Source organism: Microbacterium sp. NPDC056057 (assembly GCF_042266945.1).
GTDB classification, from domain to species: Bacteria; Actinomycetota; Actinomycetes; order Actinomycetales; family Microbacteriaceae; genus Microbacterium; species Microbacterium trichothecenolyticum_C.
On record NZ_JBHJWS010000002.1, the window covers coordinates 422746 to 446590 of the forward strand.

Below are 23845 nucleotides of genomic sequence, written 5' to 3' on the forward strand. Positions count from 1 at the left end.
GCCGGGTCCGCAGCATCCGTCATCCGTCAGCTGCTCTTGCGCATCGCGCGGATCCCGACGGCCAGCCCGACCACGGCGAGCACGATCGCGGCGACCCAGCCCCACAGCACCTCGACCGCGCCGAGGTCGCCGGCGAACAGCGCGCGCTCGGCCTGCACGACCCAGTTGACCGGGTTCACCGTCGACACCGCGCGCATCCAGGCCGGCCCTTCGTCGAGCGGCAGCAGCATGCCCGAGAGGATCAGCAGCGGGAAGATCAGGGTCTGCTGCACGCCCCAGAAGAGCCACTCGCGGTCCTTGGTCTTCAGCGCGAGCGTGTACGACAGCGACCCCAGCCCGACCCCGAACACCGCGAGCAGCGCGAGCCCGATCACGAGCCCCGGCACGTTGATCGTGAAGCCGAACGGCCACGCGATCAGCACGATGATCACCGCCTGAACGACGATCGGCGCGATCTCCTTGAGCGCGCGTCCGACCAGCAGCGACGACCGCGCGAGCGGCGCGACCAGCGTGCGCTCGTGCGAGCCCGTCATCATCTCGTACTGCAGGTTCGACCCGGTCGCGCCGGTGCCGAACAGCACGATCATCACGAGCACGCCCGGCACGAACCACTGCAGCGTCTCCCCCACGGGCGCGCCCGACGAGCCGACCAGCAGCGGCGCGAACAGCCCGAGGAACACCAGCGGCTGCACGAGGCTGAAGATCAGCGTGAACGGGTCGCGCACCACCGGCTTCAGCTCGCGCGTCAGCACGTTCCAGGTGTCTCGCGCCGGGTTCGCCCGCACCGCCGTGTCGGGCCGGGTCTCGATCTGTGTGCTCATCGCTTCGCTCCTGTCGTCTCGGCCACCTGTTCGGCGGTTCCGGATGCTGCAGCCGCCGCATCCGCGTTCTCCTCGGGTTCGCCCTCACCCTCACCGGCCTCGCGCAGCGTGCGGCCGGTGAGCGCCAGGAACACGTCGTCGAGCGTCGGCGGCACCCCGGTCGCGGTCCGCACCATCAGCCCGGCCGCGTCGAGCGCCCGCACCGCGGCGGGCAGCAGCGCGTCGCCCTCCGGCACCGTGAGGACGACGGATGCCTCGACCCGCCGCACCTCGCGCTCGGTGAGCCGCTGCACCACGGCGACGGCGGCTGCGGTATCCGTCTCGTCCGCGAAGCCGAACGTGAGCACGTCGCCCGCGAGCTCCGCCTTCAGTCGGGCCGCGGTGTCGTCGGCGATCACGCGACCCTTGTCCATGACCATGACCCGCTCGGCGTAGCGGTCGGCCTCCTCGAGGTAGTGCGTCGTGAGGAAGACCGTCGTGCCGTACTTCGCGCGCAGGTCGATGATGTGCTGCCACAGGTTGGCGCGGCTCTGCGGGTCGAGGCCGGTCGACGGCTCGTCGAGGAACAGCAGCGGCGGCGCGTGCATGAGGCCGAGCGCGACGTCGAGGCGGCGCTTCTGCCCGCCCGACAGCTGCTGCACCGACCGCGTCGCGAAGCCGGCGAGATCGAGCGACTCGATGAGCTCGTCGGCCCGCGTGCGTGCTGCGGCCTTCGACATTCCGTAGAACGCGCCCTGGCTCAGCAGCTCGTCGCGGGCGCGCTGCGAGAAGCTGCCGCTCGTGAGCTGGCCGACGTAGCCGATGCGCGCGCGCACATCTGCGGGCTGCTTCAGGATGTCGAAGCCGACGACCCGCGCCGTGCCCGACGTCGGCGGGATGAGGGTGGTGAGCATGCGCAGGCTGGTCGATTTGCCGGCGCCGTTGGGTCCGAGGAACGCGACGAGCTCGCCGCGCCCCACCTCGAACGCGAGGTCGGTGACGGCCTCGACGGTCTTGCCTTTCACGGTGAAGCGCTTGGTCAAACCCTGCGCTTGGATGATCGATTCGTTCGCCATGCCCTCAAGGTAGGAGCGGATGCGGACAGATCCTGTCCGCGATCCATGAGATTCTTCTCGCATGTCCGACACCACCACCCGAGCCCTGTCGCTGCTCAACCTGCTCCAGACTCATCGGCACTGGCCGGGTTCCGAACTGGCCGACCGGCTGGGCGTCACCGAGCGCACGGTGCGGCGCGACGTCGAACGATTGCGTGAGCTGGGCTACCGCATCGAGTCGATCCCGGGTGCGGCGGGCGGCTACCGCCTCGAGGCCGGCAGTGCCGTGCCACCCTTGCTGCTCACCGATGAAGAGGCGGTGGCGATGGCGATCGGGCTGCGGGTGGCAGCATCCCAGCGGCTCGTGAGCGGTCCTGAGACGACCATCACCGCGCTCGCGAAGCTCGAACAGGTGCTGCCCGCTCCCCTGCGCCGCCGCGTCGCCGCGCTGGCTGAGACCGTGCAGCCCGCCGGACTCAACGCCGGAGCAGCCGTGTCGGGCGAAGTGCTCGGCGAGCTCGCGCTGGCCACGCGCGATCACGAGCGCGTGCGCTTCACGTACACGGCGGCATCGGGCGAGGTCACGCATCGCCGCGTCGAGCCGCACGCCCTCGCACCCGCCGACCGGCACTGGTACCTGCTCTGCTGGGATCTCGACAAGGAGGACTGGCGCACGTTCCGCGTGGATCGGCTGGCGGATGTCGCACACACGCGCGTCCTCTTCGAGCCGAAGCCCCTGACACCGGAGCAGATCGAGGAGTTCATCTTCGTCGCACGCTCGTGGGCGCGGCAGGCGGTCGAGGCAGACGCCGTGATGGAGCTGCCGCTGGACGAGATGCGGGACTACTTCGGCCAGTGGGGTCAGGGTGCGACGGCCGAGGACGCGACGCACACCCGGTGGCCGGTCGGCGGCTCGGACTTCCGCGAGACGATGTACGGCCTGACCTGGATCCCGGCAGGTGTGGAGTACACGACGGACCTGCCGTCGCCGGCGCGGGAAGAGCTACGCGAGACGCTCGAGCGGATGCTGCGAGCCCTGGACGCACCCGCCCCTCCGGTCCCGCCGCAGCGGGCGCGGGAGAGGGAGCGTCAGCTGCCGGGTTGAGCCTGGGCCCTCGTCCCCGGGTCGTTGAGCGAGCGAGACGACACGCCCCGGACCGACGAGCTACGCCGGTCCGCAGCATCCACCCGCGTCTCATCCATCGACACACGACGCCGCCACTCTGGGGTCGCTCAATAGGCTGGGCCAATGGAGCTGGGGATCTACGCGGTCATCGCCGTGGCGGTCATCGTGGCGGTCGCCGCGTTCTCCAAGAAGCTGGGCGTGGCGGCGCCGATCATCCTCGTGGTCGTGGGTGTGGGGCTGTCGTATCTGCCGGGCGTGCCCGACATCGAGGTGCCGCACGAGATCATCCTCGACGGGGTGCTGCCGCCGATCCTGTACGCGGCGGCGATCAGTGTGCCGATCACCGACTTCCGCCGGAATGTGGGGTCGATCGCGAGCCTGTCGGTCGTCCTGGTGATCGTGACCGCGTTCGCGGCGGGCTTCCTGCTGTTCTCGCTGCTGCCCGATCTCAACCTCGCCGCCGCGATCGCGCTCGGAGCGGTCATCAGCCCGCCCGATGCGGTCGCGGCGACGTCGATCGGCCGCCGACTCGGCCTTCCGCCGCGGCTGCTCACGGTGCTCGAGGGCGAAGGCCTCCTCAACGACGCGACGGCACTGGTGCTGTTGCGCTCAGCGGTCGCGGCCGCGGCGGTGGGCGGTCTCACGACGCCGTGGGCCGGAGTCGTCGACTTCGTCTACGCCGTCGTCGTGGCGGTCGCGATCGGCCTGGTCGCCGGATATGTCACCGTGTTCGTGCGCTCCAAGCTCAACGATCCCGTGCTCGACACGGCGCTGTCGATCGCTGTTCCGTTCGTCGCCTTCGCGCCGGCCGAGGCGCTCGGCGCGTCCGGGGTGATGGCGGTCGTCGTCGCCGGCCTCTACACCGGCCATGCGGCGCCCACGAAGTTCAGCGCGCAGGCGAGGATCAGCGACCGCATCAACTGGCGCACGATCCAGTTCCTCCTCGAGAACGGCGTGTTCCTCCTCATCGGCCTCGAGATCCGCACGCTCGTGGATCACGTCGACCCGACCGTGCTCAGCGTCGGCGACGCGATCCTCATCGGCCTGCTCGCGACCGCAGCCCTCATCGTGATCCGCTTCCTGTGGATCGGACCGATGGTCTACGCCCTCGGCAAGCGCGAGGAGCGTACCGAGAAGCGCACGTACCACGCACTCCTCGCCCTGTACTACTACCGGAGTCACCCGGTCAGCACGGTGCGGCAGGCCCGCACCCGGGATCGCCTCGAGCGCGACTACGAGCGCCGGCGCGCCGATCTCGAGCAGCAGCGCCAGGAGCACATCGACTGGCGCGGCGGGATCGTGCTGGGCTGGTCGGGCATGCGCGGCGTCGTAACGCTCGCCGCCGCGCAGTCGCTCCCCGAGAACACGCCGTATCGGCCGCAGCTGATCCTCATCGCGTTCACCGTCGCGGTGGTGAGCATCGTCGTGCAGGGCGGCACGCTGCCGTGGCTGATCCGCCTGCTCAACGTGCAGGGCATCGATGCGCAGGAGGACCGCCGGGAGCTCGCGTCCCTCCTCGAAGACATCAGCAACGTCGGCCTCCAGACATTGGACGAGATAGAGGCGGATGCTGCCACCACCGCCCCGATCGACCCCGATGTCATCGAACGCGTGAGGCGGGCGTCGTTCCTCAGTACGGAGGCTGCCTGGGAGCGGGCGCGCGTGGTGCGCAAGCCGGGCGAGATGCCCCATCAGCGGTACCGGGAGGTGCGCCTCGCCGTCGTCGATGCGGAGCGCGAACGCCTGCTGGAGCTGCGTGCGCAGGGCGTCTATTCCTCCCGAGTGCTGGCCGAGGCGCAGGCCATGCTCGACCTCGAGGAGACCCGCCTGTCGCGCCAGGGCGGCGACCACTGACCCGCAGCGCTCCCCGTCCTCGACCTTCGGTCGTTGAGCGAACGAGGAACGAGCGAGACGAAACGCCCCGAACGTCTGAGCAACTCCGAACCCCACGCACCCACGCTCTCGCCCCGTCGACCCGGGTCGTTGCTGGGCAACGCGGTGTCGCCCTTGCGCCGTGTCGGCGATGGGGGTCGAGCGAGCGGGGTGGTCTAGGCGGACCTGGCTCGTCTGAGTTCGTGCAGCAGGAGCCGGTTGGGCCCGCGCCATTGTCGGTGCGGGTCGATCCAGGCGGGTGGTCGCACCTGCGGCAGGCCGTCGATCATGCGGATCTCCCATCCGCTGGTCTCGATGCCATGGTGATGGTGCCAGCACAGCAGCACCCCGTTGTCGACGGAGGTCGGGCCGCCGTTGGCCCAGTCGACGACATGGTGCACCTCGCACCACGCGGCCGGGACGGTGCAGCCCGGGATGATGCAGCCGCCGTCGCGGGCGCCGATCGCTTTGCGCTGCCAATGGTTGAACACCCGGTCCTCGACGACCAGCGCTTTGATCGCGCCGGTGTCGGTGAGGGAGAGTCGGTGGATGGTGCCGTGACAGCCGACATGCCGCGCGAACGATGCCGGCACCGGCACCGGACCGCCCGCGGACTCCACGAACGCCACCCCCTCCGGGGCGGCCAGGTCCTCGGCGGTGGTGGTGACGATCAGGGTCGGTGCCGCCCCGCCGAGTGTCGGCGTCGCGGCCGCGCCGGCCGCGGCGGTCAGGATCGACGCGAACGCGTCGTGCCGTTTCTGGTCCACCGTCCGCGGATCGCCCACCCGCTCCGCCGCCTCGTCCGACGCGCCTTCCGTCTCGACATCGACGAACCGGAGGCCGCGGTCCTGCACCCGAGGGTTGAGGTGCGCGTCCAGCAGCCGGTCGAATTGTGCGGCGACGTCGGCGGTGACATCCCCGGAGATCCGCCGCAGCCCCCGGTACCCGCGGCGGCTGATCCGGATCCCCCGCACCCGCTGCGCGTACTCCTCGTCCGGCAGCGTGCCGTCCGGGTCCAGGTACAGCGCCCACGTGGTCGCCATCACCTTCAACTCATGGATCCCACACCCCGGCTCCCCGCCGGCGCCGACGGCGGCGGCGACGAGTTCGCCCTCCGCTGCCGCGATCTCGTCGACCGTGCACCGGCCCAGCAACGGCCGCAGCGCGTCGACGATCGTGCTCAACGCGTCCGCGGAGAGCCGCCCGGCAGCCAGCGCCGCCCGGGCGTGCTCCAGGGGTGCCGGGCGCGTCTGCCCGGTCAAGGTCACCCGACCGGTGACCGCCTTCGCGTCCCGCAACCGTGCCCGCGCGGTCGCCGCGGACACCCCCGTGATGCGCTCCACCAGCTCCTGCGCCGACCCGCACCCGAACTGCGCGGTGATCCGGTCGTCGCCGAACTCGGAGTCGGCACGCCGGCCGACCTCTCCGGCCAGCGCCAGCCGGGCAGCATCCGTGAACCGGCCCACCTGTTCGACGACACCCAACGCGGCGACCAACTCGCCGTGCGACAACCCCCGCTGCGCCTCACCACCGAGCGACGCACCGAGCGCGTCGCCGAGCAGATCGGCGATGTTCCGGAGGTCCGTCAGCGGGAAGTTCATACCCCAATTCTGCCGAGGGCCACCGACATTCACGCGGACCTAAAGCGCTGGTCAGCGGCAATTCTGTGGACAACCTCGAATCCATCCGAGTCACGACTACTTGGGGAGGAATCAGCGCCGAGCCCTCCACCGCGGAACCGAAGAACGGGTGAGACGAGGCACCGTGAACGCAGACGCAAACCCCGACCCCGTACCCCGCCCGAACACCCCCGCATACTCATGGCGTTTCGTCTGCGGGCGCCAGAGCGCCCTTCGCTCGACGACCGGTGGGCGGAGTTCTGCTCGGCTCGTTGAGCGCAACCGCCCAGCGGGTACGTTCGTCCCATGACAGACGACATCGCCGCCCTGCTCGCCCGCGTCGAAGCCGACGAGGCCGAGGTGGTTCTCCCGCGTTTCGATGTGACGGATGCCTGGACTCTCGGCTCCCGCATGCGCGAGGAAGCAGCGGCCCTCGGCCTGCCGATCGTGATCGGCATCTCGCTGGGCGAGGCGCGGGTGTTCCACACCGCTCTGCCGAGATCGAGCGCCGACAACGACGGCTGGCTCGAGCGCAAGACGCGCGTCGCCCGCCGCTACGGCCGTTCGTCGTTCGGCGTGGGCCTGGCGTTCCGCGCCGCGGGCGGCGACTTCGACACCGACGGCCGCCTCGACACCACGCAGTACGCGGCGCACGGCGGCGTGTTCCCGATCACGATCGAAGGCGTCGGCGTCGTCGGGACCGTCGGCGTCTCGGGCCTCCCGCAGGCCGAGGACCACGCGTTCGTCGTCGAGCACCTGCGCGCCTGGCTCGCCGATATCTCGCGCGCCGACGCGTGACGAGACCAAAGCCCCGCAGGATCTACGGACGCATCTTGCGCCCCTCCTGCAGGTTCCGCACCATCTCGGCGATGCGCACCGGCCGCTGCTCGGGACTGCGCTTGGTCGCGTCGATCCACCGCAGCCAAGCGTTGCGGTAGAACTGCGCGAGGGAGTCGAAGAACGCCCCCGCATCGGGCGCGGCGTCGAGCGCGGCGGCGATGTCGGGGGCGAGGTCGGCCCGCTGCGGACCTTCGGGTTCGAGCACGACCTCCACCTCGGCGCCGTCCGGCAACGGCACCCTGGCCCACGTCGGCCCGAGCGCGATCGCGGGGACGTCGTCGTGCTTCTCGACGTTGCCACGCATGGCGCAACCGCCGACCGTGCCGCGCACCGGATGCCGCGACTTCACACCCCAGGCCTCGTCGGGGTCGAACGGGACCGGCACGATGGTGCGTCCTCGTCGATCGACAGCCACCACCGTTCGAAAGCGTCGCTCAGCGCTCATGACCGAAGCCTTTCACCGGCGCCCGCGAACGAGAAGTCCCTATCCATGGATCCCCGATCCCCGGATGACCGCGCCCTGAATCCGCGCCGTCCCCGCGTCCAGCATGACAAGCACCACCCACAGAGGAGCCCCTCATGCCCAAGCCTCTCGACATCCCCGTTCCCGACCTCTCCGGCAAGCTCGCCCTCGTCACCGGTGCGAGCGACGGCGTCGGCCTCGAGATCGCCGCGCGCCTCGCCCGCGCCGGTGCCGACATCCTCATGCCCGTCCGCAACCCGCAGAAGGGCGAGGCTGCGGCAACTCGGATCCGACAGCGGACCCGGGCCGCCAGCATCCGTCCCCTCCCGCTCGACCTCGCGTCGCTCGGCTCCGTCGCCACCCTCACCGCGCAGCTGAACGACGAGGGCCGCCCCATCGACCTCCTCATCGCGAACGCCGGCGTGATGAACCCGCCGACCCGGCAGCTCTCCGCCGACGGGTTCGAGCTCCAGCTCGCGACCAACCACCTCGGCCACTTCGCGCTCGTCGCGCAGCTGCTGCCGCTGCTCGTCGCGGCGAAGGCGCACGTCACCAGCCAGGTGAGCATCGCCGCCGATCAGGGCGCCGTCAACTGGGACGACCCGAACTGGGAGCAGGGCTACGACCCGATGAAGGCGTACAGCTCGTCGAAGATCGCGTTCGGCCTGTTCGCGATGGAGCTGCAGCGGAGATCGGATGCTGCGGCCTGGGGCATCCGCAGCAACCTCTCGCATCCCGGCATCACGCCGACGAACCTGCTCGCCGCGCAGCCGGGAATGGGGCGGTCCGCCGATACGACGGCGGTGAGGGTCATCCGCGCGATGTCGCGGCGCGGCATCCTGTTCGGCACCCCGTCGTCGGCGGCGCTGTCGGCGGTGTACGCGGCCACGAGCCCCGACGCCCGCGGCGGCCACCTCTACGGGCCGAAGGGTTTCCGCCATCTGAGCGGCCTGCCCGCGGAGCAGCCGCTGTACTCGCGCGTGCGGAGCGAGGCCGACGCCCGACGCGTGTGGGAGCTCTCCGAGCAGCTCACCGGCGTGCGGGTCAAGGCGTAACCCGCTAACAGTGGGATCTGGAGTCCCTGGATGAGGAATGACGGATGCCGCAGACTCAGGTGATGGACAGAGCACAGCTGGCGGACTTCCTTCGTCGCCGCCGCGAAGCGCTGCAGCCCGAAGACGTCGGACTGCGCCGTGGGTCTCGGCGCCGCACCGCGGGTCTTCGTCGCGAGGAGGTCGCGGTGCTCTGCGACATGTCGACCGACTACTACAGCCGGCTCGAACAGGCCCGCGGTCCTCAGCCGTCGGAGCAGATGCTCGCCGCGATCGCGCGCGGTCTGCGGCTCACGCTCGACGAGCGGGACCACCTGTTCCGGCTCGCCGGTCACACGGCACCGGCTCGGGCACTGCGCAGCGAGCACGTCTCGCCCGGCCTCATGCGCATCCTCGACCGCCTCGCCGACACGCCCGCGCAGGTGATGACCGAGCTGGGCGAGACGCTCGCGCAGACGCCGGCGGCCCGCGCGCTGTTCGGCGACGAGACGCGCTTCGAGGGGTTCGCCCGCAGCGTCGGCTATCGCTGGTTCACCGATCCGTCGGCGCGCACCGTGTACCCGACCGAGGACCACCCGATGCACTCGCGCGCGTTCGCCGCCGAGATCCGCACTGCCTACGCGAAGTTCGGCACCGACTCCCGCGCCGGCGCGATGGTGTCGGCGCTGCTGCAGGAGAGCCCCGAGTTCGCCGAACTCTGGGCGGAGCACGAGGTGCGCTCGACGCACGCCCGCGAGAAGCGGCTGCAGCACCTCGAGGTCGGCGTGATGGACATGCAGTGCCAGTTCCTCATCGACCCCGAGCAGGGACAGACGCTCCTCGTGCTCACGGCGACACCCGGCACCCCGAGCTACGAGCGGCTGCAACTGCTCTCGGTGATCGGCACGCAGGAGATCGCCGCCGGCCGCTGACGTGGCGCCGGTCGCCTGGTTCGCCTGCACCGGCCCGTCCATCTTGTCAAGAACCCCTCGCGCGTCCCCCGGAGACATACCCTTTTCGACAGCACGGGCGCCCCGTGCGGTGAGTGAGGTGGAACGTGGGCGTGCACACCGCGATGGACGACGTTCTCGACGCTCCGACGATCGTCAAGGCGCTGCTCGCCGCCGACGATCTGGCCTTCGAAGCCGGCCGCGATCCCAGCGTCCGCACTCTGCGGGTGCTGTCGACGGCGCTCTCGGGCACCGACGACATCGCCGCCATCGCGGCGGTGCACGCGCTGGCGGAGATGCACGACGACGAGGCGCAGCGTCAGCTCGTCGGCTTACTGTCGGACGAGCGGCCCTTCATCCAGGAGCATGCCGCATGGGCGCTCGGCCAGAGTCTGCCGCGGCCGGAGGCGGTGGGACGCCTGCTCGCGCTGGTCGCCGCCGGTGGTTTCACGGGCATGCTGGCCCAGCACACCATCGAGAGGTGGTCGAGCCACGCGAGCGACGCGATCGCGATCGGCATCGAGGCAGCACTGCTGGGAATCACGGATGCTGCACCCCGAGCAGCGCTCGTCGAAACCCTCGGGCTCGTTTCTCAACCGGTCGCCGCACGCCTGTTGCGGGAAGTAGCGTCGGATCCGACCGAGCACGACGCTGTGCGCGCCACCGCGATCGCCGCACTCGGGCAGCGACGCGACACCGCGGGCCTCGAGGAGGAGCTCGGCGCGCTCCTGGCGACCGGCGGTCCTCTCGCGCCGATCGCTCGCCTCGCGCTGATCGATCTCGACCCCATCCCCGGCGCGAGCACCGCACCGCCCGCATTCCGCCCTTCACGCCCATACCGGACGCCGCGAGCGCTCACGGTCGCCCAGCTCTTCCTGCACGCCGACATCGACCCCGCGCTCTCGGCAGCGGGAGCAGGCGACAACGGCGGAATCGCCACCCTCCTGGTGCGCCTCGGCGATGCGCTGACCGCGACCGACGACAGCCCCGTCACGCGGGTCCTCACTCTGTCTCGCGGCCGGCTCGGGCAGAGCACCGTCGATCTGCTTCAGCTCGCCGGCACTCCGACCGGCCATCTCTACGGACACATCGCTCTCCCCGATGAGCCGGTGGCGTCCGCAGCCGCGTGGCCGTACCGGGTCGCTGCGCGGCGCGGTATCCGGCGCATCCTCCGCGCCGCGGGTGACGTCGACGTCCTGCATCTGCGCATGGCCGACGTGGGCAGCCTCGCGGCCGCGGACGTCGCCAGGGAGCTCGGCATCCCGACGATCTTCACCGTCGCGCCGGATCCGCACAGCGTGATCCAATCGCTCCAGGATTCCGGCGCCCTGACGCGGGCGAGGTTCGGTGAGGCCGATCTCCGCGAGCACTTCTGGTTCCGGGTGCGACTGGTCAAGGAGCTCGCGGCATCGGCGTCCCACACTGTGTTCTTCCCGCGCCCGAACCTCGTCGACGAGATGCGGGAACTCGTCGGCATCGACATGACGTCGCGCAGCGAGCGGCACACCGTCGTCGCAGAGGGCGTCGATCTCGCGGTCACCGACAGGGCGGTCGTCCAGGCGCGGGCAGCGGCCGGCCCGGCCGCCGCCACGCCGCCGCACGATGCGTTCGCCGAACTCGAGGCGCTGCTCGGCTCCCTCGACCCGGATCGCCGGGGACGTCCGCTGCTCGTCTCGGTGGGGCGTCTGCACCGAGTGAAGGGGATGGCCTCTCTCGTCGAGACGTGGGCAGGATCGCCCCTCGCCGACCGCGCGAACCTGCTGATCATCGGAGGCGACCTCGAGAATCCGTCCCGGGATGAGCAGGGCGAGCTGGATCGTATCGCCGCGCTGGTACCCCCGCACGAACGCGCGCGGCGCGGGCTGATCCTTCCAGGTCATCGTCCCAACGACGTCGCCGCGCGCTGGATGGCGACCGCGAGATTCGGGATGCCGCGGCTCGCGGCCGTCGGCGGCGTCTACGTGTGCGCCAGTTTGAAGGAGGAGTTCGGCCTCGCGGTGCTCGAGGCGATGGCCACGGGTCTCGTCGTCGTCGCGCCCGACGGCGGTGGGCCCGCGACTTATGTGGACCACGGCGACACCGGCTTCCTCACGGCGACCTGGGATGCCGACCACCTCGCCGGCGCCATCGCTTCGGCCCTCGACCGAGCAGCCGACGCGGACGAGCTTCGCGCGGTGCGGGCACGCGACGTCGTCGCGTCGAAGTTCACGATCCAGGCGATGGCAGCCACCCTCGCGCCGATCTACGCCTCGGTCGTCGCGCAGGAGGCCGAGTTCGCGCAGCCGACGAGGCTGCCGGCATGACGCTCCTCGTCATCAGCCCCGACTACGCCTCGCACCTTCTTCCACTCGCGACGCTGGCGACCGCGTGGCGCGACGCCGGCGAGCGCGTGGTCGTCGCCACCGGCACCGCGACGGCGCCGATCGTCGCCGATTTCGGCCTCGAGCGCGTCGACCTGCCCCTGGGGAGAGGGGCGAACGCGGGCGTGATGCGCACGCGAGAGCAGCAGACGGCGGAGGCGGCGTCTCTCGAGCGCTTCTTCGACGCGACGCGCCGAGGCATGGTCGCCACCCTGACGTATCAGGCCCGCGAGCGGCTGACCGACCTGATGTGGCGGCCCGAGGAACGGGCGCGAGCGACGCTGGAGGCCGTCGATCGCGTTCGCCCGGACGCGATCCTCGTCGACCACCTCGCGTTCAGTGCGCGCCTCGCGCTGCATACCGCCCGCATCGCGTACGCAGATGTGGTGCTCGGCCATCCCACCGCGTTGCCCGTGGCGGGCGAGGTCTACGGCTACCCGCCGGCCTGGCCCCGAGCGTTCGACCCCGACCCGACCGAGCTCGCCGACCTGCGCACGCTCTGTGCCGAGGTGTCGGACCGCTTCGCGCACGAGTGGAACACCGCGGCCCGGACGCTGGATCCGCGAGCTGCCGAGGTCGCCGACGCCTTCGCCCTTCACGGCGACGTCGTGCTCTACAACTACCCCGCTCTTCTCGCGGACGACGGCCGGATGCTGCCGCCCCACATCTTCCTCGGCTCGGCTCGCCGCGAGGAGCGCCACGATCCGGAGGTCGACGAGTTCCTTCGCGATGTGACGCCCTTCGTCTACGTGAGCTTCGGCAGCTTCCTGTCGGTGCGTGGCGATGTGCTGGCCCGGGTGGCGGCGGCGATCGCGCGGACGGGACTGCGCGCGGCGATCGCGCTCGGTTCGACCCCAGCGAGCGAGCTCGGGCGGGTGCCGCACGACTGGCTGGTTCGCGAATACCTGCCGCAGGTGCGTCTCCTCGGTGGTGCGGCCGCCGCGGTCACCCACGGCGGCAACAACTCGGTGACCGAGGCCGTCGGGCAGGGGGTGCCCCTTCTCGTGCTCCCGTTCTCGACCGACCAGTTCGCCGGCGCAGCGGCGATCGAACGCGGCGGGGCCGGTCTCGCCCTGGCGCCGAACACCGCGACCACGGACGAGCTGGCCGACGCGGTCGCCCTGCTCGCCGATCCCGCGTGGCCGGGCCGGGAGCCGCTTCTCACCGAGGCCGCCGCACAGCACGAGCGCCCCGGTGCGACCCTGGCTTTCGCCGCTCTCGCCGACTCGAGCGCCGACGCGACCGACAACGACGTCGCGCGGTAGCCAGCACATCACACGTACGCTCGGCGTATGCGCTGCGTCGCCTTCATGCGGAACCTCAACCAGGGTCAGCGCGGCCACCCCTCCACAGCCGACATCGTCGCCGGCTTCGCCGACGCGGGCTGCCGCGAGGTTCAGACCTTCCAGAGCAACGGCACGATCCTCTTCGACTCCGACGAACCCACCGAGGTCGTCGAGAGCGCCGAAGAAGCGATCGCCGCGCGATCCGGCCATGAACGCGACATCCTCTGGATCCCGTTCGCCGACCTCGTCGCGATCGTCGACGAACACGGCGCGGCGCACGATTCCCGCGGGTACGAGTTCACCCTCCACCGCGGCGGAGCGGTCGACGTCCACGCACCCGACGCGATCAGCCTCCAGACGCGAGCCCGCTGCGAGATCGTCGACGCCGGACCCGGCTGGGCGCTCGTCCGCAACGACGTCGACGGCCAGGGCAACGCCACACCGGTCCTCGAGCGCCTCACCGGCGACCGGGCGACCTCCCGCGGGCTACCGACGATCCTCCGTCTGGTCACCCGCTTCGGCCCCTCACGCGGGTGAGTCAGTCGTCGAAGATCCCCACGGACTCCGACAGCCGCGTGACCTCGTCGGCGCTGAGCTCGAGGCTCGCCGCCTGCGCCGAGTCGGTGATGGATGCTGCGCGCCGAGCTCCCGGGATCGGAATGACGTGCGAGCCCAGCGCCAGTTCCCACGCGAGCACCGCCTGCTGCGGACTGACGCCGTGATCCTCGCCGACCTCGCGGAACGCCGAGAACCGGTCGCCGACCCGGCGCGCTCCGCCGCCGGTCCCGCCGAGCGGGCTCCACGGCAGGAACGCGATGCCGTGCTTCTCGCAGAAGCGCAGCTCGTCGATGCTTCCCGGGTGCTTCGGCGAGAACTCGTTCTGCACGCTCGCGAGGTTGCCCTCGCCGAGCACGTCGATCGCGATCTGGATCTCCTCGACGCTCGCGTTCGAGATGCCGACCGCGCGGATCAGGCCGTCGTCCTGCATCGCCTTCAGTCCCGCGATGATGTCGCCGTAGACGAGCCACCGGTCGGGACGGTGGTACTGGTAGAGCTCGATCTGGTCGATGCCGAGGATGTCGAGCGACTTCTCGGCCGCCGACCGCAGGTACGCCTCCGACCCGTCGCGTCCCTTGGAGCCGTCCTCGCCGAGGGTGATCCCGCCTTTGGTCGCGACGAAGATGCCCGACGCGTCGCCGTCCCACGTGCGCAGGGCTTCGGCGACGATGCGCTCGTTGTGCCCCATCTCCTCACCATCCGGCGCGTAGATGTCGGCGGTGTCGATGAGCGTGACACCGGCGTCCAGCGCCGCGTGCACCGTGGCCACTGCGTCCTCGAACGACGGGTACACCTTGTCGTTGTTCATCGAGAGCGGCATGGCCCCGAGCCCGATCGCCGAAACCTGTCGCCCCGCCAGCGTGCGCTGCTTCATCGCATCTCCTTCTCGCATGACCCCAGCCTGCCACTGCTCGTCCAGCGCTGCCCTCCGGTCGTTGCGCGAGCGAGGAACGAGCGAACGAAACGCCTCGGGCCTCCGCGCAACCCGCTGTCGCTTCCGCGCAACCGCGCCTACGCTCCCGAAGCATGACGACGAACGACCGCGACCACGACATCGTCCTGCTCGGCGCCTCGGGCTTCGTCGGCAGGTACACCGCGCGGCATCTGGCCCGATCCGCGCCCGATGGGGTGCGGATCGCCATCGCCGGTCGCTCCACGGCACGCCTCGACGACGTCAGACGCGAACTCGGCGTCGACTGGCCGACCCTCGAGGTCGACACCTCGGATGACACCGCGGTCGCCCGTGTCGCAGCATCCACGTCCGTCGTCGCCACGACCGTCGGACCCTACCTTCGCTACGGCACCGGCGTGGCCGCGGCCTGCGCGAGCGCGGGCACGTCGTACGCGGATCTGTCGGGCGAGAGCATCTTCGTGGCCCGGAGCATCGAGCGCAATCACGCCGTCGCCGAGACCACCGGCGCCAAGATCGTGCACTCGTGCGGGTTCGACTCGATCCCGTCCGACCTCGGCCTCGGGCTCGCCCACGCCGTCGCCGGCGGTGTGCCCATCGTCGCGGCGACGCTGAAGGTGCGGTCGCTGCGCGGCGGCATCAGCGGCGGCACGATCGACTCGCTTCGGCAGCAGTTGAAAGAGGCGAAATCGGATGCCTCGGCCCGCCGCCTCCTCGCGAACCCCTACGCGCTCACGCCCGGGCCGTCGGTGCGTCTGCCCGGCCACGCGGGCAGGGGCTGGGGCAAGGTGCGCGGAGCCTGGCAGGCGCCGTTCGTCATGGGCTCGTACAACCAGCAGATCGTGCAGCGCAGCAACTATCTCACCGGCTGGAGCTACGGCCAGCTCATGCAGTACCGCGAGGTGGTGGCGACCGGTCGCGGCCCTGCCGCCTTCGCGCGAGCGGGGGCGATCGCCCTCGGCACGGCGGGCCTCGTCGGCGCACTGGCGTTCCCGCCGACGCGAGCAGTGCTCGATCGGGTGCTGCCGTCCCCCGGCAGCGGCCCCAGCGCGGACGCGATAGAGCACGGCCGCTTCGCCCTCGACGTCGACGTGTACCCGGTCGAAGGCCAGCCGGAACGCACACGGATCACCGCACCGTACGACCCCGGCTACGGCGGGACCGGCGTGATGCTCGCCGAGTCCGCGCTGAGCCTCGCGCTCGACGACCTCCCCGACCGCGGCGGCGTCCTGACCCCGATGGTCGCCATGGGCGAGCACCTCGCCGACCGCCTCCGCTCGCACGGCTTCACGCTCGACGTTGCCCCGCTGCCGTACCCGCGCTCGTAGAGCGAGCGAAGCGAGACGAAAAGCCCCGGGCCACCGAGCAACCCCGGCCCGCAGCATCCGTTCCCGCGTCAGCCCCCGAGCGCCGCGTCGCTCGCGCTTCGCTGCTGCGCCCGGGCGAGATCGATCACGCCCCAGACCGCGACCGCGCCTGCCGCTGCCAGCAGGAGCAGCGACCAGAGCGGCGCACCCGTGGCCTCGCCGAGGATCGTGATGCCGAGCACCACCGCGACGAACGGGTCGATCACGGTGAGGCCGCCGACGACGACCTCGGGGGAATTGACGGTGTGCGCCCGCTGAACCAGGTAGATCGAGAGGCCGCCCGAGACCGCGATGCCGATGAGGCAGGCCAGAGTCAGCAGATTCGACGAGTCGAAGCTGTAATCCTGCTCGGTGAGGACCGTCTGCACCCGCAGGATCACGGTCTTGCCGAGCGTCGCGACGAAACCCGAGAACACGCCGGCGGCGATGACGATCAGCACGGCGGGTCCGCGGCGTCCGCGCTGAACGAGGGCCACGATGATCGCGGCGCAGAGCACGACGGCGAGCGTGAGCAGGATCGCGATGAGCTGGCTGTCGTGGATCGTGCGCTGGGTGCTCACCAGCGCGGCGACGGTGACGAAACCCGCCACCCCGATGACGCTGGTCGCGATGGCGCGCATCTCCGTGCGGGACGGCCTTCTCCGTGTCGCGTTCGCCGTGAGCAGCGAGGCGAAGACGAGGGCGACGACCCCGACCGGCTGCACCACGATGAGCGGTGCGAACGTGAGGCTCGCCAGCTGGAGCAGGATCGCGCCCCCGATCAGCAGTGCGCCGATCACCCACGGCCCGTTGCGCAGGAGTGCGAAGAACTGCTTGGCACCGAGGGATCCGGTGGTGCCGCTGCGCACCCCGCGCGCCTGCATCATGTTGCCGAGCGCCAGCGCGGCGGCCGAGGCGATGGCCAGGACGATGCCCAGCACGGGGAACGAAGCGATGGTCGACGGCACCGGTCCCCCTCTCGGCGGTGGGGTTCAGGCTACACAAGCGCCCGCGCGACAGCGGCGATGGCGGCCGGACCGACACGACAGCATCCGCCGATGAAGCGTGCGCCCGCCTCGGCCCAGGAGCTCGTCAGCGCGAGGTCGAATTCAGGCTCGCCGATCCATCGACGAGCCGCACCATCCCACGTCTCACCCGAGTTGGGATAGACGATGGCGGGCTTGCCGCTCGCCGCGATCGCGGACCGCACCGCCGGCAGCACGTCGCCGGGCGCGCAGCAGTTGACGCCCACGGCCACGACGCCGTCATGGTCGGCGGCCAGCGCGAAGGCCTCGGCCGCGGGACGGCCGTCTCGCAACCGGTCCCCGGTGATCGTGCATGACAGCCAGGCGGGCGTTGCGAATTCATCCGCGAGGTCGAGGAGGACCGCGACCTCGTCGAGGTCCGGGATGGTTTCGAGCGCGAGCATGTCGGGCCCGGCGCTGACGAGCAGCTCCATCCGCGGGGCGTGGAAGTCGCGCAGCGCGGCGCGGCTCAGCCCGTAGCGGCCGCGATACTCCGATCCGTCGGCGAGCACCGCTCCGTAGGGGCCCACGGATGCCGCGACCAGCCTGACCGCGTCGTCCCCAGCGGAGGCGGCGACATCGTCGCGCACGTCGCGGGCGAGCGCCACACTTCGGGGGATGAGAGTCTCGGCCTCCGCGCGAGTCATTCCGGCGCGCTCGAACCCGGCGACGCTCGCCTGGTAGCTGGCTGTGGTGGCGACCTGCGCACCGGCCTCGAAGTACGCACGGTGCACAGCGGCGATCTCGCCAGGCGCGTCACGGAGCAGGCGCGCGGTCCAGAGGTCGTCGGTGAGATCGTGGCCACGGTCGACGAGCGCGTTGGAGAGCCCGCCGTCGAGCACGATCACCGGTGTCCGCGACATCCTCACCCGCTCATCCTCTCCGATCGGCCCCAGTCCGACGATGCGGGGGCACCCGGCTCGAGCACCCGTGACCGCTGCGCTCGGGAGGACGGAAACGTCGCGTCGAGGGCGCCTTCGATATCTGCGAGCAGATCGGAGGTCTCCTCGATGCCGACCGAGAGGCGCAGGTGGCCGAACGTGCGGAAGGGCTGCGGGTAGGTCGCGACTCGACCGCCTTCGGTTCCGGTGTGCACGATCAGTGAGTCGTCGTGACCGAGGGAGAAGCCCGAGGTGATGAGCCGGAGGTGGGCGACGAACCGGTTCTGGGTGCCGGGGTCTCCGGCGACGGCGAACGCGATCATGCCGCCGTATCCGCGACCGCCGAACTGCCGCGTCGCCAGAGCATGCTCGGGGTGCGACGGCAGGCCGGGATAGTAGACGTACTCGACTCGCGGGTCCTCTTCGAGGAACTCGGCGACGGCGAGCGCCGACGCCATGTGCTGCCGAAGGCGGAGCGGGAGGGTCACCGACCCGCGATGGATCTGCCAGGCGTTGAAGGGTGAGATCACTCCACCGACATCGACCATGGCGTCGGCCTTGATCGGCTCGATGAGCGCGCGCGAGCCGACGACGGCGCCTCCCATGGCGTCACCGTGACCGTTGATGTACTTCGTCAGGGAGTGGACGACGAGATCGGCGCCGTCGGCGAGCGGGCGGTAGAACGGCGGCGGCGTGAAGGTCGAGTCCACCATCAGGATCGCGCCGGCGGCACGCGTGATCTCCGCGATCGCGGAGACGTCCGCCACCTTCGTGGTGGGGTTCGCAATGGCCTCGATGCAGACGAGCCGGGTGTTGGGACGGAAGGCCGCGCGCAGCGCGTCCAGATCGCCCATGTCGACGAACGTCGCCTCTATGCCGTACCGCTGCGGCAGAAGCTCGCTCCACAGTCGCCAGGTGGCCTCGTACGTGATGTCGCTGACGATGACGTGGTCGCCGACGCGAACATGCGTGAAGAAGACCGCGTGCAGGGCTGCCACGCCCGATGCGAGCGCGACGGCGTCCTCGCCTCCGTCGAGGGCCGCGAGCTTGTCCTGCAGGCCGGCCTGATTGACACCCGTGTTGCGGGTGTACAGCCCCGGCGCGGAGGCCGACCAGCTGATGTCGCTCGGATCGTCGGGAAGCTCATAGGAGTTCGCCATCACCAAGGGCGTCCGCAGCGCCTTCGTGGAGTCGAGGCGATTACCGCCGTGCACAGCGAGGGTGAGGTCCGACAGGGTCTCCACCCGTCGGCGGTCCGGCCGTTGCGACATCGCGTTCCTTACCTTCCAGCGAAGAGACGGGGCACCAGAGCACCCCTGGGTCTACGGTAGTGTGTGCAGTTGACACTTGCAATTGCTAATCGTGCACGGAGGCATCGTGGCCGCATCGCACCTGGACGACATCGACCAGCAGCTGCTCGCAGCGTTGACCGCGGACGCGAGGCTGCCGATGGTCACCCTGGCAGGCCAGGTGCACTTGTCGCGCAATGCGGTCCGCCAGCGCATCGAACGCATGGAGCGCGATGGCGTCATCGCCGGATACACCGTCCTCCGGGGCGCCGCATCGCGGCCACGCGTGACGGCGATGGTCATGGTCTACCGCGTCGACCGGATGCGGGACGACCGGGTGATCGCCGCACTGCGCGGCATTCCGGAGGTCGCTCGGTGCGACGTGCTGTCGGGGGCGTACGACCTCTTCGTGACGGTGGAGGCCGACTCGATGGATCGCGTGGGCCAGATCTGGGAGCAGATCGCCGCCCTTCCGGGCGTGGCCGACACCGTGACGGCGGTCTCGCTGTCACGGGCCATCGACCGGCGGTGACGCTGCCGCCCGTGAGGCTGGGCGGCAGCGCCTCAGCGCGCCAAGAGCTCGGCCGCTTCTTCCGGAGACAGACCGGTGTGCTGCGACACCGCGTCGGCGATCGGGATGCCGGTGCGAAGCGCGTGCTGAGCCGCGTGGGCGGCCGCCTCGTAGCCGATGGACGGCACGAGAGCGGTCACGGTGCCGACAGACGTCGCAACGTTCCGCGAGAGCACACTGTCGTTCGCCTCGATGCCCTCCACACAGAACCGGCGCAGCGCCAAGACGCCGTTGGTCACCCAGGCCAGCGACTGCAGCATCGAGTGCGCGATGATCGGCTCGAACGCGTTCAGCTGCAGCTGACCGCTCTCGGCGGCGACGCCGATCGTCACGTCCGCCCCCATCACCGCGAACGCGATCTGGTTCATGACCTCGGGGATGACCGGGTTCACCTTTCCCGGCATGATCGAGGACCCCGCCTGGCGAGACGGCAGGCGGATCTCGCCGAAACCCGCCTGCGGACCGCTGCCGAGCAGCCGGAGATCGTTGCTGATCTTCGACAGCTTGATCGCCGTGCGACGAAGCACCGCGGAGGATTGCAGGAACGCGCTGACGTCCCAGCTGGCTTCGAACAGGTGCGCCGCCGGCGACATCGGCAGCCCGGAACGCTCGCGGAGCCGTTCCAGAGCGACCTCCCGATATCCGGCCGGAGCGGTCACGCCGGTGCCGACGGCGGTTCCGCCGAGGCTGCATTCCAGCAGCAGCGGCACGGTGTCGCCGATGCGCACCACGTCTTCGCGGATGGCGACCGCGAACGCGGCGAACTCGTCGCCGAGGGTCATCGGCACGGCGTCTTGCAACTGGGTCCGGCCGATCTTGACGATGTCGCCGAATGCGACGCTTCGCTCCTCGAACGCCGCGGCGAGCTCCTCCAGCGCAGGCATGAGTCGGAGGAGCCCATTCGCCACCGCGATCTTGACCGCGGTCGGATAGACGTCGTTCGTCGACTGGCTCCGGTTCACGTCGTCGATGGGGTGCACCACGTCGTAGCGCCCGCGCGGCAGCCCCAGGAACTCCAGGGCGGCATTGGCGATCACCTCGTTCGTGTTCATGTTCGTACTGGTCCCCGCACCGCCCTGCAGAACGTCGACACAGAACTGGTCGTGCAGTTCACCTTCCCGCACCCTCCGGCAGGCGACGGCGATGGCCTCCGCCACGCCGGCCGGAAGCAGCCCGAGCTCGTGGTTGGCAGCAGCGGCAGCATCCTTCACCGTGACAAGAGCCTCGACGAGACCAGGATGCTGCGAGATCGGCGTGCTGCTGATCGCGAAGTTCTCCCGGGCGCGGGCCGTGTGGACGCCCCAATAGGCGTCGGCGGGCACCTCCAGCTCGCCGAGTGAATCGCGCTCGAGGCGGGTGGCGATCGGGCTCATGCGTTGATGCAGACGACCTTGGGCTGGGTCATCTCCTCGTACGCGAATCGCACGCCCTCGCGGCCCATGCTGCCGTACTTCGAGCCGCCGAACGGCATGCTGTCGACCCGGTAGTCGGAGGAGTCGTTGATCATCACTCCCCCAGCATCCAGCTGCTCCGACACCCGAAGCGCCCGGGTGATGTCGCGGGTGAACGTGGCGGCGTGCAGCGCGTAGTCGATCTCGTTCGCCTGCGCGATCGCCTGCTCCTCGGTCTCGAACGGCGACAGTACGACCACCGGCGCGAACGCCTCGTCCGCCCACAGCTCGCATGAGAACGGCACTCCTTCGACGACGGTCGGCCAGTACACAGCGCCTTCTCGGCGATGCCCCGCCAGCACACGGCCTCCCGCCGCCACCGCGTCGTCGACGAGCCGCTCGGCGGCCTGCGCCGAGGCGACGGAGATCATCGGGCCGACGTCGGTGGCCTCGTCGCGCGGGTCGCCCGCGTGGAGGGCGATCGCCTGCGCCGCGAACCGGTCGCGGAACTCTTCGTACACCTCCCTCTGCACGAGGATGCGCTGCGCGCCCACGCAGTTCTGCCCGGCTGCCCAGAATGCGCCGGACACGCACGCCTCCACTGCCGCGGGAATGTCCGCGTCGGAGAACACGATGACCGGAGCGTTGCCGCCCAGTTCCATCGCGAGCTTCTTCAGACCGGCGTTGCGGGCGATCGCCTCACCTGTGGCGAACCCGCCGGTGAACGACACCATGCGCACCTCGCGGGCCGAGGTGAGCGCCTGCGCCAGTTCACGGTCGCCGTGCACGACGGTGATGATCTCATCGGGGAGGCCCGCATCGATGAGCAGATCGACCAGGAACCGCGCGGTCAGGGGGGTCAGCTGGGAGGGCTTGAGCACGACCGAGTTGCCTCCGGCGACCGCCGGGCCCAGTTTGTGCGCGACGAGGTTCAACGCATCGTTGTAGGGGGTGATGGCGACGATGATGCCCAGCGGCTCGCGGGTGAACCACCCGCGACGGTTCTCCGAGCCTTCGAACGCATCGAACGGGACGACCTCTCCGGCATCGGAGCGGGCGGCGTCGGCAGACAGCGAGAGTGTCATCACCGCTCGGGCGACCTCCTTCCGCGCCTGCCGAAGCGTCTTTCCCGCCTCCCGCACGATCAGGTCGGCGGCCGTCTCGGCACGCTCCTCGAGCAGCGTCGACGCACGCTCGAGGATCTTGTGCCGCGAGAACCGCGACAGCGACCGCGACAGCTGGAATCCGGTGCGAGCGCGCTCCAGGATCTGCTCGAGCTGGGCGGGACCGTTCTGCGGGACGACGCCGATCACCTCTCCGTCGAACGGGTCCGTGACGACCAGGCCTGGGTACCCGGAGCCGATGGCCGGCGTGTGCTCCACGATGCTCATCGGACAGCCTCGATGCGAGCCCGCTGATGCGCGTCGATCGCGATGATGTCCGACAGCAGCGCATACCCGGTCTCGATACGCCCGGCGCCGGGGCCTGAGACGGTCACCGTGCCGAGGAGATCGGTGTCGAAGGAGACCGCGTTCGTCGGACCGCTGACGCTGGCGAGCGGGTGGGTCAGCGGCAGCGCCACCGGCTCGACCTTCGCGGTGACCGTGCCGGCGGCGTTGCGGAACGCCGACCCGATCAGCTTGTACCGCTTGCCCTGCGCGGCGGCTTCGATGATGTCGGCGGCCGAGACCCCGGAGATCCCCCGCCGGGTCACATCGGTGGTGGTGATGTCGGCACCCAGCAGTTCGTTGGCCAGGATCACGACCTTCAGCTGGACGTCGGAACCTTCGATGTCGGCCGTGGGGTCCGCCTCGGCGTAACCGAGAGCATGAGCCTCCGCGACGGCGGCGTCCAGCGTCATGCCCGACTCCATCTGACCGAGCACGTAGTTGCTCGTGCCGTTGAGGATGCCTTCTACCGCGTCGATGCGCAGACCCTTGAGCGTCTCGGACGCGAACCGCAGGATCGGGGTTCCGCTGACCACCGACCCCTCGTACTGGAAGGTGACACCGTTGGCGGCCGCGAGCCGGTTCAGCTCGAGCCCGCCCAGCGCGACCGGCCCCTTGTTCGTCGTGGTGACACTCTTGCCGCTCTCCAGTGCAGCGCGCACGTGCGAGATCCCCGGCTCGCCGTCGATCGGGTTCGTGAACGTGGCCTCGACCACGATGTCGGCCGTGCTGTTGCGGATGACGTAGTCATTCTGCGGGGCGGCCGTTCCACCCGGCTTTCCCGCGAAGGTCTCGCCGTCGGACATCGCGAACACGTCGGCCAGGTCGATGCCGTCGGCCTGCATCAGGGAGCCGAGGCGCAGGTCGGTGATGGCGACGACTCGCAGCGCGAAGCCGAGCTCAGTGGCGAGTTCGTCGCCGCGGTCGAGGATGATCTGCGCCAGCGCACGGTTGACGCCGCCGAAGCCGATCAGCGCGATGTCATGACGGTTCACGTCGAGCTCCTTCTAGAGGGTGGGGAAGA

The 23845-nt window shown here is 70.4% G+C and carries 21 protein-coding genes; 10 read left to right on the plus strand and 11 right to left on the minus strand.

Annotated elements, in window-relative coordinates; genetic code table 11:
- Positions 1-26: 26 nt before the first annotated feature.
- Positions 27-821 carry an ABC transporter permease gene (locus ACFC1K_RS09765; RefSeq protein ID WP_375871449.1) on the minus strand — a complete coding sequence of 265 codons (795 nt, stop codon included), beginning with the start codon at positions 819-821 and terminating at the stop codon, positions 27-29.
- Positions 818-1876: an ATP-binding cassette domain-containing protein gene (locus tag ACFC1K_RS09770; protein ID WP_375871450.1), complete on the minus strand. Its 1059-nt coding sequence runs from the start codon at positions 1874-1876 to the stop codon at positions 818-820. Before ACFC1K_RS09770 ends, ACFC1K_RS09765 begins: the two co-directional genes overlap by 4 nt.
- A gap of 61 nt (positions 1877-1937) precedes the next feature.
- On the opposite strand from ACFC1K_RS09770, the gene ACFC1K_RS09775 reads away from it, so the two are divergent.
- Together ACFC1K_RS09775 and ACFC1K_RS09780 are read left to right on the plus strand one after the other, a co-directional pair.
- Positions 1938-2960 carry a YafY family protein gene (locus ACFC1K_RS09775; RefSeq protein WP_310288865.1) on the plus strand — a complete coding sequence of 341 codons (1023 nt, stop codon included), beginning with the start codon at positions 1938-1940 and terminating at the stop codon, positions 2958-2960.
- A 144-nt stretch (positions 2961-3104) separates the two neighbouring features.
- On the plus strand, positions 3105-4835 hold the full coding sequence (locus tag ACFC1K_RS09780) for a cation:proton antiporter (protein WP_375871451.1): 1731 nt from the start codon (positions 3105-3107) through the stop codon (positions 4833-4835).
- Between the two features lie 194 nt (positions 4836-5029).
- Here ACFC1K_RS09780 and ACFC1K_RS09785 read toward each other — a convergent pair whose 3' ends face one another.
- A complete protein-coding gene (locus tag ACFC1K_RS09785) occupies positions 5030-6454 on the minus strand; it encodes a DUF222 domain-containing protein (RefSeq protein WP_375871452.1) in 1425 nt (474 codons plus the stop codon).
- Positions 6455-6778: 324 nt separating this feature from the next.
- Between ACFC1K_RS09785 and ACFC1K_RS09790 the strand changes: the two genes are divergently transcribed.
- Positions 6779-7270: a heme-degrading domain-containing protein gene (locus ACFC1K_RS09790; protein WP_375871453.1), complete on the plus strand. Its 492-nt coding sequence runs from the start codon at positions 6779-6781 to the stop codon at positions 7268-7270.
- Between the two features lie 22 nt (positions 7271-7292).
- Here ACFC1K_RS09790 and ACFC1K_RS09795 read toward each other — a convergent pair whose 3' ends face one another.
- Positions 7293-7757 (minus strand): YdeI/OmpD-associated family protein, encoded by a 465-nt coding sequence (locus ACFC1K_RS09795; RefSeq protein WP_375871454.1) that lies wholly within the window; start codon positions 7755-7757, stop codon positions 7293-7295.
- A 134-nt stretch (positions 7758-7891) separates the two neighbouring features.
- Between ACFC1K_RS09795 and ACFC1K_RS09800 the strand changes: the two genes are divergently transcribed.
- The 5 genes from ACFC1K_RS09800 (at position 7892) to ACFC1K_RS09820 (ending at position 13939) form a co-directional block, all read left to right on the plus strand.
- Complete coding sequence (locus ACFC1K_RS09800; protein WP_375871455.1) at positions 7892-8830, plus strand: SDR family oxidoreductase; 939 nt, start codon at positions 7892-7894, stop codon at positions 8828-8830.
- Positions 8831-8892: 62 nt separating this feature from the next.
- The gene (locus ACFC1K_RS09805; protein ID WP_375871456.1) at positions 8893-9738 is read left to right on the plus strand and encodes a helix-turn-helix transcriptional regulator; all 846 of its coding nucleotides are present in this window, start codon (positions 8893-8895) and stop codon (positions 9736-9738) included.
- A 125-nt stretch (positions 9739-9863) separates the two neighbouring features.
- The gene (locus tag ACFC1K_RS09810; RefSeq protein ID WP_375871457.1) at positions 9864-12059 is read left to right on the plus strand and encodes a glycosyltransferase; all 2196 of its coding nucleotides are present in this window, start codon (positions 9864-9866) and stop codon (positions 12057-12059) included.
- Positions 12056-13381: a glycosyltransferase gene (locus ACFC1K_RS09815; RefSeq protein ID WP_375871458.1), complete on the plus strand. Its 1326-nt coding sequence runs from the start codon at positions 12056-12058 to the stop codon at positions 13379-13381. The genes ACFC1K_RS09810 and ACFC1K_RS09815 overlap by 4 nt, the downstream gene beginning before the upstream one ends.
- 27 nt (positions 13382-13408) lie before the next feature.
- The gene (locus tag ACFC1K_RS09820) at positions 13409-13939 is read left to right on the plus strand and encodes a DUF1697 domain-containing protein (protein ID WP_375871459.1); all 531 of its coding nucleotides are present in this window, start codon (positions 13409-13411) and stop codon (positions 13937-13939) included.
- 1 nt (position 13940) lies between these two features.
- Here the strand turns inward: ACFC1K_RS09820 and ACFC1K_RS09825 are convergent, their stop codons facing one another.
- Positions 13941-14834, minus strand: coding sequence for an aldo/keto reductase (locus ACFC1K_RS09825; RefSeq protein WP_375871460.1), 894 nt, complete (start codon positions 14832-14834; stop codon positions 13941-13943).
- 152 nt (positions 14835-14986) lie between these two features.
- Here ACFC1K_RS09825 and ACFC1K_RS09830 point away from each other — a divergent pair, with 152 nt between their 5' ends.
- The gene (locus tag ACFC1K_RS09830; protein WP_375871461.1) at positions 14987-16198 is read left to right on the plus strand and encodes a saccharopine dehydrogenase family protein; all 1212 of its coding nucleotides are present in this window, start codon (positions 14987-14989) and stop codon (positions 16196-16198) included.
- Positions 16199-16266: 68 nt separating this feature from the next.
- Here ACFC1K_RS09830 and ACFC1K_RS09835 read toward each other — a convergent pair whose 3' ends face one another.
- The 3 genes from ACFC1K_RS09835 to ACFC1K_RS09845 are packed head-to-tail and all read right to left on the minus strand — an operon-like array spanning position 16267 to position 19393.
- Positions 16267-17184, minus strand: a complete 918-nt coding sequence (locus tag ACFC1K_RS09835) for a DMT family transporter (protein WP_375871462.1) — start codon at positions 17182-17184, stop codon at positions 16267-16269.
- A 29-nt stretch (positions 17185-17213) separates the two neighbouring features.
- Positions 17214-18104, minus strand: coding sequence for a homocysteine S-methyltransferase (mmuM, locus tag ACFC1K_RS09840; RefSeq protein WP_375871810.1), 891 nt, complete (start codon positions 18102-18104; stop codon positions 17214-17216).
- Positions 18105-18106: 2 nt separating this feature from the next.
- Positions 18107-19393 (minus strand): trans-sulfuration enzyme family protein, encoded by a 1287-nt coding sequence (locus ACFC1K_RS09845; protein ID WP_375871463.1) that lies wholly within the window; start codon positions 19391-19393, stop codon positions 18107-18109.
- Between the two features lie 106 nt (positions 19394-19499).
- On the opposite strand from ACFC1K_RS09845, the gene ACFC1K_RS09850 reads away from it, so the two are divergent.
- Positions 19500-19943: an Lrp/AsnC family transcriptional regulator gene (locus ACFC1K_RS09850; protein ID WP_375871464.1), complete on the plus strand. Its 444-nt coding sequence runs from the start codon at positions 19500-19502 to the stop codon at positions 19941-19943.
- 32 nt (positions 19944-19975) lie between these two features.
- On the opposite strand, the gene ACFC1K_RS09855 is transcribed toward ACFC1K_RS09850, so the two are convergent.
- Genes ACFC1K_RS09855 through ACFC1K_RS09865 form a run of 3 tightly spaced genes read right to left on the minus strand, consistent with a single transcriptional unit; the run spans position 19976 to position 23816 of the window.
- Positions 19976-21355: an aspartate ammonia-lyase gene (locus tag ACFC1K_RS09855; RefSeq protein ID WP_375871465.1), complete on the minus strand. Its 1380-nt coding sequence runs from the start codon at positions 21353-21355 to the stop codon at positions 19976-19978.
- The gene (locus ACFC1K_RS09860) at positions 21352-22764 is read right to left on the minus strand and encodes an aldehyde dehydrogenase family protein (protein ID WP_375871466.1); all 1413 of its coding nucleotides are present in this window, start codon (positions 22762-22764) and stop codon (positions 21352-21354) included. Before ACFC1K_RS09860 ends, ACFC1K_RS09855 begins: the two co-directional genes overlap by 4 nt.
- Positions 22761-23816 (minus strand): homoserine dehydrogenase, encoded by a 1056-nt coding sequence (locus tag ACFC1K_RS09865; RefSeq protein WP_375871467.1) that lies wholly within the window; start codon positions 23814-23816, stop codon positions 22761-22763. The genes ACFC1K_RS09860 and ACFC1K_RS09865 overlap by 4 nt, the downstream gene beginning before the upstream one ends.
- Positions 23817-23845 lie beyond the last annotated feature (29 nt).